At 44.4% G+C, this 15,233-nt stretch carries 15 protein-coding genes; 2 read left to right on the forward strand and 13 right to left on the reverse strand.

The genetic code is table 11. The features are described 5' to 3' along the window. Positions 1 to 4: 4 nt before the first annotated feature. The 9 genes from AB4Z50_RS22435 to AB4Z50_RS22475 form a co-directional block, all read right to left on the reverse strand. Positions 5 to 964 carry an AAA family ATPase gene (locus AB4Z50_RS22435; protein WP_339202631.1) on the reverse strand — a complete coding sequence of 320 codons (960 nt, stop codon included), beginning with the start codon at positions 962 to 964 and terminating at the stop codon, positions 5 to 7. 15 nt (positions 965 to 979) lie between these two features. Then, a complete protein-coding gene (locus AB4Z50_RS22440; protein WP_441882372.1) occupies positions 980 to 1,903 on the reverse strand; it encodes a polysaccharide deacetylase family protein in 924 nt (307 codons plus the stop codon). Continuing rightward, positions 1,900 to 2,883, reverse strand: coding sequence for a phosphotransferase (locus tag AB4Z50_RS22445; RefSeq protein ID WP_441882375.1), 984 nt, complete (start codon positions 2,881 to 2,883; stop codon positions 1,900 to 1,902). The genes AB4Z50_RS22440 and AB4Z50_RS22445 overlap by 4 nt, the downstream gene beginning before the upstream one ends. Positions 2,884 to 2,898: 15 nt before the next feature. Continuing rightward, the gene (locus AB4Z50_RS22450) at positions 2,899 to 3,570 is read right to left on the reverse strand and encodes an MOSC domain-containing protein (RefSeq protein WP_441882378.1); all 672 of its coding nucleotides are present in this window, start codon (positions 3,568 to 3,570) and stop codon (positions 2,899 to 2,901) included. 268 nt (positions 3,571 to 3,838) lie between these two features. Continuing rightward, on the reverse strand, positions 3,839 to 5,452 hold the full coding sequence (locus tag AB4Z50_RS22455; protein WP_441882381.1) for an amino acid permease: 1,614 nt from the start codon (positions 5,450 to 5,452) through the stop codon (positions 3,839 to 3,841). A 131-nt stretch (positions 5,453 to 5,583) separates the two neighbouring features. Beyond that, on the reverse strand, positions 5,584 to 6,180 hold the full coding sequence (locus tag AB4Z50_RS22460) for a response regulator (RefSeq protein WP_441882384.1): 597 nt from the start codon (positions 6,178 to 6,180) through the stop codon (positions 5,584 to 5,586). Between the two features lie 62 nt (positions 6,181 to 6,242). Further along, complete coding sequence (locus AB4Z50_RS22465) at positions 6,243 to 6,854, reverse strand: DUF3298 domain-containing protein (protein ID WP_441882387.1); 612 nt, start codon at positions 6,852 to 6,854, stop codon at positions 6,243 to 6,245. A gap of 15 nt (positions 6,855 to 6,869) precedes the next feature. Next, positions 6,870 to 7,382 carry a GNAT family N-acetyltransferase gene (locus AB4Z50_RS22470; RefSeq protein WP_441882390.1) on the reverse strand — a complete coding sequence of 171 codons (513 nt, stop codon included), beginning with the start codon at positions 7,380 to 7,382 and terminating at the stop codon, positions 6,870 to 6,872. Then, a complete protein-coding gene (locus tag AB4Z50_RS22475; RefSeq protein WP_076265856.1) occupies positions 7,379 to 8,104 on the reverse strand; it encodes a phosphonate ABC transporter ATP-binding protein in 726 nt (241 codons plus the stop codon). Before AB4Z50_RS22475 ends, AB4Z50_RS22470 begins: the two co-directional genes overlap by 4 nt. Before the next feature lie 158 nt (positions 8,105 to 8,262). On the opposite strand from AB4Z50_RS22475, the gene AB4Z50_RS22480 reads away from it, so the two are divergent. Then, entirely contained in the window at positions 8,263 to 8,487 is a 225-nt protein-coding gene (locus tag AB4Z50_RS22480) for a hypothetical protein (RefSeq protein ID WP_441882394.1), read from the forward strand. A gap of 65 nt (positions 8,488 to 8,552) precedes the next feature. Here AB4Z50_RS22480 and AB4Z50_RS22485 read toward each other — a convergent pair whose 3' ends face one another. Next, complete coding sequence (locus tag AB4Z50_RS22485) at positions 8,553 to 8,690, reverse strand: hypothetical protein (protein WP_441882397.1); 138 nt, start codon at positions 8,688 to 8,690, stop codon at positions 8,553 to 8,555. Positions 8,691 to 8,835: 145 nt separating this feature from the next. Here AB4Z50_RS22485 and AB4Z50_RS22490 point away from each other — a divergent pair, with 145 nt between their 5' ends. Further along, the gene (locus tag AB4Z50_RS22490) at positions 8,836 to 9,570 is read left to right on the forward strand and encodes an HAD family hydrolase (protein WP_076265854.1); all 735 of its coding nucleotides are present in this window, start codon (positions 8,836 to 8,838) and stop codon (positions 9,568 to 9,570) included. A gap of 84 nt (positions 9,571 to 9,654) precedes the next feature. On the opposite strand, the gene AB4Z50_RS22495 is transcribed toward AB4Z50_RS22490, so the two are convergent. The 3 genes from AB4Z50_RS22495 to AB4Z50_RS22505 all read right to left on the reverse strand — a co-directional run bounded on the left by AB4Z50_RS22495 (position 9,655) and on the right by AB4Z50_RS22505 (position 15,021). Continuing rightward, entirely contained in the window at positions 9,655 to 11,913 is a 2,259-nt protein-coding gene (locus tag AB4Z50_RS22495; protein ID WP_441882401.1) for a DNA topoisomerase 3, read from the reverse strand. Between the two features lie 202 nt (positions 11,914 to 12,115). Continuing rightward, a complete protein-coding gene (locus tag AB4Z50_RS22500) occupies positions 12,116 to 13,276 on the reverse strand; it encodes a hypothetical protein (protein WP_441882404.1) in 1,161 nt (386 codons plus the stop codon). 257 nt (positions 13,277 to 13,533) lie between these two features. After that, positions 13,534 to 15,021, reverse strand: coding sequence for a glutamate synthase subunit beta (locus tag AB4Z50_RS22505; RefSeq protein WP_441882407.1), 1,488 nt, complete (start codon positions 15,019 to 15,021; stop codon positions 13,534 to 13,536). Between the last annotated feature and the right edge of the window lie 212 nt (positions 15,022 to 15,233).

The following is a 15,233-nucleotide window of genomic DNA, read 5'->3' on the forward strand; positions in this document are numbered from 1 at the left end:
CTGCCTAACGAGCCGTAACGCCTGCTTCAGCAGGCACGGCCGTCAAACGAATAATGTCATCAATAATGGATTCCGCCTGATTTGCTGTACGATGCATGCCGCGAATGGCTAGTCGGTGGGACAAGACCGGCTTCGCCATTGCCTTTATATCATCAGGCGTAACGAAATCACGTCCTCGCAAAATGGCATGTACCTGGGAAGCGCGGAGCAGCGCTTGACTGCCACGCGGACTGACACCAACAGAAACCTCCTCACGCCTTCGTGTTTGCTCCACGATTTGCAGCAAATACTGAAGGATGTCATCGTTCACTTTCACCGCTGAATAGGCTTGCTGTGCCTTCTGAATGACATCTATTCCTGCAACTGGCTCAAGCTCCGCAAGCGGATCATGATCTTTAAAACGTTTTAATAGCTGCAAACCTTCTTCAGTCGTCGGATAACCCATCTTAATTTTGAATAAAAAACGATCGAGCTGTGCTTCCGGAAGTGGAAACGTTCCTTGATGCTCCACTGGATTTTGTGTAGCAATAACCATAAATGGACGCTCCAAATATTTGGTTTCACCGTCGATGCTGATTTGACGCTCTTCCATACATTCGAGCAAACTCGATTGGGTACGAGGCGTCGCACGATTAATCTCATCTGCTAACAGCAAATGAGTAAACAATGGACCAGCTCTGAATTCAAACTCGCTTATTTTTTGATTATAGAAATGAATGCCGCTTAGATCCGATGGAAGCAAATCGGGTGTAAATTGAATTCGCCTGAAAGATAAAGCCAATGATTTGGCCATAGATTTAGCGAGCAAGGTCTTTCCTGTTCCTGGCACATCCTCGAGCAGCACATGCCCTGATGTAAGGAGTCCGATGAGCATTAGTTCCACAACTTCCTCTTTGCCTACGATGACGCGTCCAATATTAGATTTCAATTGTTCGGCTAGTTGTTTTATCGCTTCAATAGACATAAGTCAACTCCTTCGTTAGGTTGTAAAGCCTGTTCGAGCACGCTGCAGTTTTTGCAGTTCACTCCAGCGAATCATACGGATGTTTTCTTTTTGCAACGTATTCTTGATCTCAGCATCACGGAATAATTCGAACTCCATTCCCCGCTTTAGAGGCTGCATGTGAAAAGCATTCAGCTCATCGGTTACGAGAGACGGATGTATAATAATTTCAGAGACTCCTGGTTGCAGACCCTCAAGCACCTGCTGCATGCTTGCCTTTAGTGAATCAAATGTTTCACCCTCCTCCAAGTGGAACGGCAAGCCGATTAAATAATCAAGGATAACAACACCCTTCGAATCCGCCAGCATTCCGAGCTGTTTGGCTTGCTCTTCCAGCTCAGGAGAGGCCACTTGACCAATATTTTGCCTTAAATTACGCGGCAAACGGAAAGGCAGGCCATAGGAAGCGCATACATCCAGAACGATAGATAAGAAATTTCTGCCGGTTGCTAACCCATACAAGCTTCCCATGTGATTGTCTGCATGCGATGGTTTCATCCCCATAGCTAAAGCCATTTCAATTTGTGCGATAAGTTCTTCTTTTACTTGCTCTGGATCAGCTTGCAGCTCAAAGGTTTTACTGTCCTTCGGGAAATAATTTTCATGGGTGACAAGTGAACTTGTGCTTCCTTTGCGGTTGACTGGACCCCAGCGGTACATATCCCATTCGCTAGTAAATGTGAAATGGACACCCACATCGACTTGCGGATGCCTTGCACTCCATAGCGCTGCTTCCCTCGCCCAGCCGCAAGGCATCATAATCGTCGCCGAGCTCACCGTTTGTTCTAGCAGCAGCTGCTGAATGCCGACATTTACCGAATGGCATACTCCGTAGTCATCTGCGTTAATAATGAGCAGTTTTTCGTTCTCGCCGTATCCCAGTGCTTTGGCTAAACTCATGAAAAATCATCCTCCCAATATTCATTAATCCAGCGGCAGCCAAATGCTGACTGATCGATAATGCCGCAAAGTATTTCCTCATCATCTAAATTATCTCTTAAGCGTATGGCAAAATGCAATGCTACATCAAGCAATCTTAATTTCATTAATATCGGCAATATCTTAATTTCATGAAGAGTTAACGGATTCGTATCCTGATAACCCTGCAATAAACGCTTCACCTTCTCTTTTATATTTAGGTCATCTGGTTTTATGATATCGACAATAATGACAGCAAGCTCCATCGCTCTAACATCGACAGTCGTGAATTCAAAATCCAGCACACCTACGATCGCATCGCCTTGACATACCGTATTATTAAAAACCAAATCACCATGGATCCATTGTTCCGGCAGCCCGACAAGTTGATTACAATCCTCTTTCAGCTTCAGACGCTCCTCATGCAAGGCCATGAAGCTTGATTTTCTACCTTTAAGATCTACGGACAGCTCTGCCATTGCAAAAAAAGCTTCCTCATCCATCAAAGCATATGTATTCTCCAACATGAAATAAGGGCTGTAAAGCGGTAAGCCTTTTGGGTTTATTTCGCTTAATGCGCTAGAAAGCTTCGCAGCTGTAACGCCTAGCGCATAAACATGCGCTGGGTTTGAAACCGTCGGTCGGTCACCATCAATAAACTGAAATAATGACGATAAGGTGCCATCTGTTGCAACGCTAATCGTTTCGCCTTGTTTATTCTGAACTGGAATCGGCACCTTAAAGGTTAGCTTCTGTTTATTCAAGTCGTTCAGTATCTCATGTTCAAGCCTTACAATATCCATATCCTTATGGTTATTGTAAATGCGAAAAACAAATTTTTTATTTCCCGACGAAATGATTCGGGTCGTATTATTCATTCCGCTCTCCCGGCTCTCAATATGACAAGGCTCGGCGAACACATATGCATCTAAATAAGCTGTAAAATCTATGGTGTCGGTCAAAACAGACAAGCCTCCTTATTGATCAAGCTGCAATCTTGTCAAGCGAGCCCCTAGATGTTCCTGCCAGCTCGCAGCCAATTCTTTCACTTCAAGCAGCTCTCTTATTCCCTTTATGTCATCTTTATCACGGTACATGACACGGTTAGCTTCCATAACCGTTTTACGGGCCGGATGTTTATATTTAATTTCAAACGTCATCCCTGCCTGTATATGGCCCTCTTGGAGTACGCGGAAATAAAGACCTGTGTAGCCTTCACGCTGAACATGTCCCGGCAATTCAGGGAGCTTATGCCGCAGCCCCAGCTTATAGCACGGCTGTCTTGGCTGACTTACTTGGAGGATCACATCGCCTGCCTGGATAATATCGCCGATGCACAAATCCCCTTCAGTCCAGCTCGAGAGCGTAAAGTTTTCACCAAAAGCTCCGTAATCAAATGGCTCCTCGTATTTCTCACGCCAATAGGCGTATCGTTGCTCGAAATAGACGCATACCGCTTTGTCCGGTCCACCATGGTGAATCGTATCGCCTTGTCCATCGCCCTCAAGTCCTATAGTGCTCAAAGCATGGGTTGCTTGTGAAGGCTGCTTATAAATTCCTGTTAATACTTCTTTGCTGCCGTGTGTTATTGATTTCGGCATTCCTATATTTAGTGACACAAGTTTAGCCGTTTCTATATGATGTGTCATTAGCTTCGTTCCTCCTATAAATATCTCTCATTTGACTATTATAATCTTCTAAGGGAGATGTTGGCAAAGAGAGATAACTATATCGATAACTTTTGTGATTTTCCCTTTCCCAGCAACGCTTTCGACACATTCTACTTGCGTTAGCCACTGGCTGTCGAAAACCTCTCTTTTCTGTTACTTATTGCGTTTCCCCGGGAAATGTTTTTTAAATAGTCCGACTATTTCCTAAATGAGTACCTCATTATTTCCCACAGCATCGACATACAGATTAATTTAAAGGAAATTTTCTTTCCATAAAATAAAGCTCTTTGCGCGAACGATTAACTCTGCTCTGCAGGCTCATCCCATGTTTTTGCCGATACCTTAGCTCCATGAAAGAGATCAAAGTAAGAATTACAAAAGCTGCAATTGAGCCTCGATAATCGATGAATATAGCAGCTAGTATCGTCGTTAACAGCAGCCAAGCTATGGAAACCACATGGATTGGGATACTCCAGCTGCCCAAATGCCACGGTGATGCATGCAACTGCGCATGGATCTTCCCCTGTTTTATTTTCCAGGCAATCGGTATGGCATAAGATAGATTTAAACATATTATCGCTGCAGTTAGAAGAAAAATGATTGTATCGTCTCTATAGCTGAAAAAAGCAATGAGAAGAATAGTTAGTGAAATGACCGCACACAACCAGACGGCAGGAATCGGCGTCTGATGCCGCTCCGACACATTAGACCACCGTTGGCTCAGCGGCATGGCGCCATCACGTGCTAGGCTGTATACAATCCGCGAGCATACTGTCATCGTCTGCAGTCCGCTGCTCCATAATGATAGAATGACAAAAATAATGATCATACTGGTGCCGCCCCAGCCAGCAGCTGCCGTTTGTAGAAACGTTCCCAACCAGCTTGGTCCGTTAGACAATGGAATGGATATAAGCATAAAGCTCAGAAGTACAAAACCAATAACAAATGTGTAAGCAGTAGATAAAAAAATCGACCACGGTGCTCGTACACGAGGATCAATTGTTTCTTCCGATCCTTGGCTTGAGCCCTCCATGCCAATAAATAGCTTTAACAAAAGGAGCGTACCGCTGACGAATGATCCCGCCTGCACGGTACCATTCCACTCTGCATTTTGAAATTGATACATCAATACAGGAGAATAGCTGCCTGGCCATGCAAGCCAAGCTAGCCCAGCAATAATGAATAAAGCAATAAATATTTGCAGTATAACTCCGCCTGCTTGCAGCTTGCTTAACATCCGGTTTCCAAAGTGATTCACTGCACATTGGGAAGCAGTCAGCCCTGCAACGACACACCAAAAAGTTAAATCCGAGGTTTGATAACCTATTCGAGCGGACATAAAACCGTCCAGTAAAGCTGCACATGCGCAGTTTAGCAGCGCAAGCATAGCTAAATGTCCAGATGCTTGAAGCCAGCCTGCTCGCACTCCCCATGAGCGCCCGCCTAATGAGGATGCCGTATGATAAATCCCGCCTGCAGTCGGTGTCACAGATGAGAGTTCTGCGAGAGATGCACTTAAAATAAGTGCAAATAAAGCGATTATGGGCAAACCAAATCCAATAACCGACGGTCCCCCCTCTCCGATCGCTGGCCCAAACAAAAAAGCTGCGCTTCCAATTAGACCGAGCACATTAAACGATAAACCAAATGACGATAACCCGCCGAACCGCCGTCTAAGCTGCTGCGCTAAACCATAACGATGCAAATCATGTTTGTCCTGCAGCAACTGCGCCTGCAAGCCATAACCAATTAGATTCTGATGCTTAGATAATGAAATGGACTGTTGCGCTTTGAATGCGATGGCCATAATCACGGCAATGACAATCGCAAATAATAATAATCCCGCTAGCAATAAAATCATCCAATCACCCTCCTACGTAACTGTATGAGTGGTTTGGATGTCACATGCAAAAGGAAGAGTGATTAAAACGCATAACAAAAACTCGCATCTATCTAGATGCGAGTCGATTGATTTCTATTTTTTCACTCAGCTTAATTAGCACTTTGCTCCAGTATTCCATAAACGAGTGATTTGAGCTCTATGATATCAAAGGGTTTCGTAAAACAATGTGTAATGCCAAGCGCAAGCGCCTCTTCCATTATGTCTGGATCTGCATATGCCGTTATGAGAATGACAGGCACCTCTGGCGACAACATTCTTATCCCACGCAAAATTTCTATCCCATCCATTTCGGGCATTTTCAAATCAAGCAGTACACAATTCGGCTTCTGCTTCTCGTAAATGTCCAAGGCGATACTGCCGCTTTCAGCTTCATAAACATCGATTCCCTGCGCAGCAAACAATTCAACAAGCATCATTCGAATAGCGGGTTGATCATCTACAACTAAAATCTTATAGAGCATATCTGCTGAATAAGGCATCGAGCTTATAGTTGCTTTCGCAGCGGTCTCAGCAAGGGGTTGATCTGCTATTCGATTCGTAGATATTGACGTAACTGTCGCGGATGGTAAAACAGGCGTCCTTTCGGTGGAACATTGCTGCTCCTTTTCCATTTTTCGTTGGTGAAAGAAGACAAACGACACCGCGACAATTAGAGCTGCTGCGAATAATATGAGAAAATATATCAATGCGTTGTCTCCTTATGTTCTTAGGCTGAATAACTGCTAAGAGAAAATGGTTTCATTCAGAATTAGTCATTAACCAGCATCGGACCTAGTGGACCATCCTCATTAATGATATCTTGCAGTTCGTAGACGGATATCGGAAAATACAGAAATCCAAACACATAAGCTGCCAGCTCATATAGCTGGAAATAGACGACAAGTGAACGGTCCGCTACGTAATAGTCCTGGTCAGGTCTTATGGATTTGAAAGGCTCCAGCGTATCAATCTTTCTTGACAAGATTTGTGCGCTTACGATAGCGCTTATCCGCCCCACATAATCCGACCCAGGCTTAAACAGCTGGGCCAGCGTATAGGTTTGTCCTGTCGATTGCTTAAAAGTCAGCGATTGCTGAAGCGTCAAGCCATGAGCTCCGCCAGTAAAGGCATAATTGAACAAGGAAAGACTAAGATAATCTTTTTGATTATTTTTCTGTTCAAAATAACCCAGCATCTGCGCTCTCGGATCATCAAGCGAGCCTTGATTATGAACCATCTGCTGCACGGTATGATGAATCGTATGGTTGATCTTTTTATCTGCAGCTTCGCTTCTGCCCCCGCTCACATAAGGCAATGACAGCTCGGCTTTCGGAAAATCAGCTTTTGCCGTTTGGATAACGACTGGCGGTTGAAATGACATATGAAAGACACCTTCCTATTCGGTAAGATGCTCCATTGTATGCATTACACGTCTCATCTCATGCCAAACGATTCCGCCATGCGTAGAAGCAGACACCCCTCTACGCTCAAATTGCTCCGATTCGTAGAACGGAATCAAATGCTCCTCGCACATCAGTATAATGGTTTCAATATGTGATGAACTACATTGTTCGATCAGCTTCCTCAGCAACAATGTGCCGATTCCACGCCCGCGATAATGTGCATCAACTGCGATAGTAAGGATGCAAAAGTTGTTCCCCTCAAAAAAATCAGCTTGATTCCCCTTCATCTCATCACCGCAATCAGTCTGTGAAGTACGGATGCCGTTTGTTATTCCAACTAATTGGTCGCCAAGCCAAGCTGACCAAAAGTATGAACGATAATGCTTATAGCGAAATTGAAACCCTGCCATGGTAGCAGCAGCTTCAGGAGAATAGCATTTTTGCTCTAGCTTAATAGCAGCGTCGAGCTCAGCTTCTGTTATGAGGCGTAGTTCAATCTCGTTCACAGGAGTGCCTTCTCGCGTTCAGTCAATCTTCTGCCGCTTACGTTAAGAACAAGTTTACCGTCTTTCAAGCCTAGAATCTGATCAGCAAATCGCTCCGCCCAGTCCCCCTGATGCATAACAGCAATCACAATTACGCCTTGCTCCTTGCATAGCGCTTTCAAATCAGTTAGAACTTGATCCGCCGTATGGGGATCAAGTCCCGAAACCGGCTCGTCGGCTGCAATGACTTTAGCGCCATGAACGAGTGCTCTTGCGATAGCCATACGCTGACGTTCGCCCCCGCTTAGAGTGCTCGCCTTCTGATGTGCTTTATCAAGCAGGCCGCGTTTTTCGATCATATCCATTGCACCCATATAATCATCATTACGTACCATCCCGGTCCATCTCCGCCAAGCAGGCGTTTGTGAAATTGAACCGATAATAACATTTTTTAATCCCGTCTTGTTCGGGAATAGAAAAGGTTTTTCTTCCACATAAGCAACCTCTCTGCGAACTTTAAGCTTGCCTTTGAATCCTTCTTTGAAAATATCTTTGCCATCAAATTGATAGGAACCTTCACTCCACTTTTCTTGCAAGGCTAGGCACCGAAGAAGTGTGGACTTCCCGCTTCCGCTATCACCTTTAATGGCGATAAAGTCGCCAGGATAAGCCTCAAAGCTAATATCATCGAGCACCTTAGGCCCGCCGGGAATACGTCTGGATAAGTTCTTTACTTTGATCATTTTCCGCTCTCCTTCTGTTTGCAGCAACTGCTTCTATGAATCTAGTTTACGTTAAACAAAAAACAGTTTCCATACGAACAAATGTTTGGTATAATAAAAACAAGAACAAATGTTCTAATGATCGACGAATTCAACATTTTGAAGGAGGCCTGATCACCATGAATAACATCTGCGAAAATTTCCGATATGTAGAGAATGAACGTCTTGGACGCGACTTAACTTTTAAGTTTTACGCCGATGGACGGCTTATTATCATCGATAATGTTGCAGAGGAGGTGATCACTCCCAAAGATTTAAAGGGCGCCAGCAAGGACTTCTACGTTCGCAGACGTATCGCTTTCATTAAGAATCAATTAAAAGCTTCACAGCTTAAATATGCATAACATGGATTAGAAGGAGAGCTGACGCAATTCAAGCTCTCCTTCTGTGTTCATAAAAACTTGCTTCATTAAGGGAGCTGTTTGTTAATGCCGTTTAAGCTCGCAGGTCGCTTCGCGAATTTATCGGTTTTAAGCTTGCCTGACTGTCCACGCAAGGTAGAATGATTTTGACGAGATTCTCCAGTGCCGTTTTTGTTGATAGCCATTGCAATCACCTCCACTATCATTATGCCGATATTATTGGATATGTATGTAAAAGCAGTCCCTCTCTTACACCCTACATTGACTCGACCCTGCCACTTGCGGTAGATTGATCATACAGTTTCAAGTTTTGCAAAGGAGATCGTATACATGAAGCAACAAATTATGTTTGACCTCGACGATACATTAATTCACTGCAATAAATACTTTTACTTGGTCATTGATCAATTTATTGATGCGATGACCACTTGGTTTGGCAGCTCTCCCCTCGTTTCAATACAAGCCATCCGAGACAAGCAAATGGAGATTGATATTGCCGGCGTAGCCGTATTCGGATTTAAAAGCGAGCATTTCCCACAATCGTTTGTTGATACTTACATTCACTTCTCTCATTTGACTGGTCGCAAGAGATCAACAAATGAAGAAAACTTTCTATGGAAGCTTGGCTTAAGTGTATATGAGCACGATACCGAGCCGTATCCAAATATGGAACAAACGTTGTTCTCACTAGCGGAGGCCGGCCATGAGCTTCATCTCTATACGGGGGGCGAGATGCCCATTCAACGTCGCAAGATTGAGAAATTAAACTTGGAGCGTTATTTCGATTCCCGCATCTACATTCGACGCGTCAAAAATAGCGACGCACTAGAAACCATTTTGTCCAATGGTGTCTTCGATCGCAACAGTACGTGGATGGTTGGCAACTCCATTCGAACGGATGTTGTTCCTGCATTAACAGCAGGTATTCACGCTATTCATATGCGTGCGATAACCGAATGGGAATATAACATCATTCAGATTGAAGTGGAACCAAAAGGCGCTTTTTTAACCTTGGATCATCTAAAGGATGTCCCTGGCGCTATTCACGGGTACGTTAATCGATAAAGGAAAGACAAAATCAAATAAACCCGAATTCGTCCTTGATGCTTCTGACGAATTCGGGTTTTTGCTATGTGAGAAAAATGGCTTCTACTGTTCGATTGCCAGTTCTCCGGTATCGACATTTCTAAGCACTATTTTCCCTTCTCCAGGCGTACCATCCGGAAGCTCAAGCTTCAGCTTAGTCGTCTTCCCCTTCTCGACTAAAGCTTTCACCTGAGTATCCGTCAAATTCCTGCCAAAGCTCTCTTTCCATATAACGAATTTACAACCTTCCTTATAGTGAGAACAGCCATAGCCTTTGCGCCCCATAAAGATGGAACCGCCGCAGCCTGGCCTTGGACAAGTGGCAATAACAGTCGGGCTGCCTGATACAGTAGACGCAGCCGATGCCGCTTTTTTTGCCGCTCCAGCCGTTTTAGTTGAGGCTGCACGGGTGCGAGTCGCTGTACCTGACTTCCCGCCAGTGCCTTTGCCGGAAGCAGGAGCTTCACTCTCAAATGATGTTTTGGCGGCTCGTGATTGAACGCGAACCTTGTCCACGATCATCGTCGCGAATTTTTTGACATTTTCCATGAATTGTCCATCCGAAGCTGTTCCTCTAGATATCTCGTTCAATCGTCGCTCCCACAACCCCGTCATCTCAGGAGAGGTAAGCAAATCAATACCCGCACCACGAATCAGCTCAATAGCCGTTCGCCCTTTTTGTGTAACTTGTATTTTTTTGCCCTGCATTTCCACATAACCAACGTTTTTCAGCCGCTCAATCGTAGCTGCACGCGTAGCTGGTGTACCTAATCCTGAATCTTTCATTGCATCTCGGACATCCTCGTCCTCAATTTGTTTGCCTGCGCTCTCCATTGCTTTAAGAAGTGTACCCTCCGTGTAATGCTTGGGAGGCTGTGTGTCCTTCTCTTTCACAATGGCATCCGAACAGATAATCCCTGCATCTGCTGATATGGAGAAAGGCTCATTTACTTCAATTTCTTCGTCCTCTGCTTCTTCCTTATCCTTGCTTTTGGCGGAAGGTTTTGCCTTCTCCTTCTTCTGGTCAGCATAGATGACCTTCCATCCTAAGCTTAGAAGCTCCTTAACCGTCGTTTTGAACATTTCGTTCTCTACCTCAGTCAAGACGGTGTGAACCTTATATTCAGCAGCTGGATAAAATTGCGACAAAAACCTTCGCACGATCAAATCATACAGCTTTTGCTCATCAGGGCTAAGTCCATTTGCTTTACGATTCGTTGGCAAAATGGCATGGTGATCCTCAACCTTTGTCGGGTTGCAAATAAATTTATTTCCCTTATGCACAAGGCTCCGATTAGCCCCTTTGACGAGATCATCATAGGCGGTACCTTGAAGTGCATTCAACGTTTTGTGCATTTCAGGAATGTTCTGTTCAGTCACGTAATTTGAGTTTGTTCTCGGATAAGAAATAACTTTATGCTTCTCGTACAACGCCTGTGCTGTATCCAACGTTTTTTTCGCAGAAAAAGCATATTTGCCATTGGCTTCCCGCTGCAAAAGAGTGAGATCGTATAGCTTAAACGGATACTCCTTCGTATCCTTAACTTCATAAGACGCAATTCGTCCCGCCTTGCCTTTAACCTTTGCCGCAACGGCCTCAACTTTTGCTTGATCTGTCATTCTCTCGGCCTGCCACATGCCGCGGTACGTCATTTCATCCTGTGTGAAATGTCCTTCCAGTTCAAAAAATTTCAAAGAGGAGAACGCTTCAATTTGCTTCTGCCGATCATATATAAGGGCGAGCACTGGCGTCTGAACTCTACCAACCGATAGCAGCACATTATGCTTCGTTGTAAAAGCACGTGAACCATTCATTCCGATTAGCCAATCCGCCTCGCTTCTTGCTGTTGCTGCGCGGGTCAAATTCTCATATTCGGCGCCCTCTTTCAATTCCTCGAAACCTTTTCGAATCGTCTCCGGGGTAAGGTCTGAAATCCACAGCCGTTTAACGGGTTGATTTAACTTAAGATGGCGCTGGATGAGGGAAAAAATATATTGCCCTTCTCGCCCGGCATCACAAGAGTTGACAAGCAGATTGCTGCGTTTTGCCAGATCGCCGATAACCTTAAGCTGATCGATTGTTTTTTTGTTCGGTACGAGCTTGAACTGTGTCGGTATAATGGGAAGATCATTAATATTCCACTTTTTGTAACGATCATCATAGGCATCAGGTTCTGCAAGACCGATTAAATGACCGATCGCCCACGTAATAATATAATGCTCGCCTTCTATGTAGGAACGGTGATTTTTTGCTTTAGGATCGATTGCGGCTGCTATATTTCGTCCCATATCAGGTTTTTCCGCAATGATTAGTGTCTTCAAAAGATTATCGCTCCTTCATTAAGCTTTTCGAAAGTCTAACGCCTATCGCTCTCCACAATTAGCAATAAACGTTTCGCACTGTACAGCCACTAGAACATTTTACAGATTTCCGCGCAAAAAAGAAATGTTTTTCCCCATATCAAGTTTGAAATTTCTCCATAGAAAAAAGCAAACCCAAGTGGGAGAGTTGTCCCAATTGGGTTCAAGGAAGGTCTGTGTTAATAGCCGGCTTCTCCATATAGGCAATGATTTTGGCAAAAATCGAACGAACACCATCCGACCACTTCGGGTCTTCCGCATACTTTCGATTAATCCATGTAAAAGGATCTACTTCTGCCGGCCTATCCTTGCTTAAGTTAAATACGGTTCGCGCCGCAATTTCTGCCGATTGCTTAATATTGGTGTTAAAATCCTGCCAGCTATGAAAAACATTAAAAGGATTGTTGGCAATCTTTTTATGCTGCTTATTCGTTTTCGGTACAAACCCTTGCTCTTGTCCAGTTATAGCGAATAAGACGACCGGATGAATATCGAAGGCTTGCGCTGCCGTTATAATTGCTCCAAAATAAGGCTCCTCAGCTAATATGGATGATTTCGTCTTTAAAAATGAGATCAACCGCGCTTGATCAATTTCTTGATAACGAAGCTCGATAGGCAGCCCGTCTACAGGAACAACAATAGGTTGAACTTGGTTCATAACAACGGGTGGCTGCAGCTTGTTATCAGACGGTAAATTTAAAGACCAGCCATACAATAAAGTAGCTGCAATTAATAGAATACTTAATGTGCTGTATATATAAGTCCTCGTACTAATCCTACGTGCTAACGTATTGCTCCATATCGTTGCAGGTAATGAAATGACCTCTGCTTGAGTTGAAGCTTGCGTCATATTACGCGATTCAGCACCTTCAGTAATAAGCAATCCTCTCAGCTGCGTCAGAAGGCCATTCTCAGCCTCATTTGAAGCTACACCCGATTGCTCCCCGTTTAATACGAGTTCGTCCATTACACGCTGCATGAGAGGCTTCTTGCAGCTTATGAGCAGCTGCTCTTCCAGCCAATCATGGAACGGATCATATATTTCTGCCGAGGTTCGATCTAGCTCTAAGCAGGCTTGAAAAATATCTTCCGCTCTAACCGGTCTTTGCCGCTCCAAAACAGCTGTTCTAATGAGCATTTCTGTGACGGAGCGTTTAACTCTGGTCTCGAAATTCGGTAATTGCTTATGTATTATGCGTTTGACCGCATCCGCTACAATTTCTGCTCGTTTTTCCCCAGGCAGCGCAGCGTATTTGTGTTGTACATAACTTCGAATATTTCGAACGTCTGTTGGTGACAAAACATATGCTTCATCGGCTGCCATGACGAATCGCCCCTTTGCGTCATCTCAAACCGATTTTACCACAAGTTTCCTTAAGACAGTGAGCTTAGTTTTTGAATTTCTTCTTGAATGTGCGCGGCTGCAGTATAAATGCTGTTATTTGTTCCTTCTCGTTAACCGTAAATTGATATTCACAATCACAGCCTTTATCATGCGGGACAGTATTGACCCCATACTCAGCAAGAAAAGCGCCCTAAGGCGCTTCTCATCCATCAAATTTATTATCTCACGTCCAATATTTAAGGAAGCATCGATGATCCCATCAAATATTTATCCACTTCACGAGCGGCCTCGCGACCTTCATTAATCGCCCAAACCACTAAGCTTTGACCACGGCGCATGTCGCCTGCAGCAAATACTTTATCCACATTAGTGTTGTATTTGCCATAAGTCGCTTTTACGTTTGTACGACGGTCTTGTGCAAGACCAAGCTGCTCAATCAGCGTCGTTTCAGGGCCTTCAAAACCTACTGCAATAAATACAAGATCTGCAGGCCATACTTTTTCTGTTCCTGGAATTTCACTATATATTTTACGTCCAGTCTCATCAACCGTACGTTCAATTTGAACAGTATGAAGCTCTTTAAGGTTTCCATTGCCATCGCCAACAAATTTCTTCGTTAGTACAGAAAACGCTCGAGGATCTTCACCAAATAGTGCTTTTGCTTCCTCATGTGCATAATCCAGCGTGTACACATTCGGGAATTGCGGCCATGGATTTTTATCGTTGTCTCGCACTAGCGGCGCTTTCGCATGTGTGCCGAATTGCGTAACCGATTTACAACCGTGACGCAGTGCTGTAGCCACGCAGTCCGATCCAGTATCTCCGCCGCCAATAACGATAACGTCCTTGTCTTTCGCGGAAATATAGTTTCCATCTTCAAGATTCGAATCCAAATAGCTCTTAATTGTGCCATTCAAGTAATCCATTGCCATGTGAACACCGTTCAAATCGCGGCCTTCCATTTCAACGTCGCGAGCTCTTGTCGAGCCTCCGCAAAGAACGACTGCATCAAAGCTATTAACGAGCTCAGAAGCTGTAATATCTTTGCCGATTTCTGTATTCGTTACAAACTCAACGCCTTCTGCTGCCATAATGTCAACACGGCGCTGAACAACATGTTTCTCAAGCTTCATTGTAGGAATACCATAGGTTAGCAAGCCGCCGATGCGATCTGCGCGCTCATATACGGTTACGGTATGTCCTGCTTTATTCAGTTGTGCAGCAGTTGCCATTCCAGCAGGGCCAGAGCCTACCACGGCAATTCGTTTGCCTGTGCGGACTTTTGGCGGTTGTGGAACAACCCAGCCCTCTTCAAACCCGCGATCAATGATTGCTTGTTCGATCGTTTTGATCGTTACAGCATCGCCTATTAAACCAACCGTACAAGATCCCTCACACGGTGCTGGACAAACGCGGCCAGTGAATTCAGGGAAATTATTCGTTTTATGCAGACGGTCTAGCGCTTCACGCCATAACCCGCGATAAATCAAATTATTCCATTCTGGAATGAGATTGTTTACTGGGCAACCTGAAACCGAACCTGCCAGTTCAATGCCTGTGTGGCAATATGGTGTACCACAATCCATGCAGCGAGCGCCTTGTGTTTTTAACTGCTCATCCGAAAAATGCTTATGAAACTCTTGCCAGTCTTTGATACGCTCTAGCGGGTCGCGATCGGCCGGCAATTCGCGCTGAAATTCCATAAAACCAGTAGGTGTAGACATGATCGCATTTCCTCCATCCATATTTCCCGTTAACACTGCTTAGATTCTCTTTAAAACTATATCGGGAATTCTTAAAATATTCAATAACGAACTTTCTGCGAAAACGAATATTTTGTCTAAAGCACTCGTTTACTATTTTACAACATCCTAGCATTCAAGTACTTATGAAGGTAATGGATTATGCGTACAATCATTTGCACTTTCTGACATAT

The sequence above is a fragment of the Paenibacillus sp. 2TAB26 genome, from assembly GCF_052115145.1.
Lineage (GTDB): Bacteria > Bacillota > Bacilli > Paenibacillales > Paenibacillaceae > Pristimantibacillus.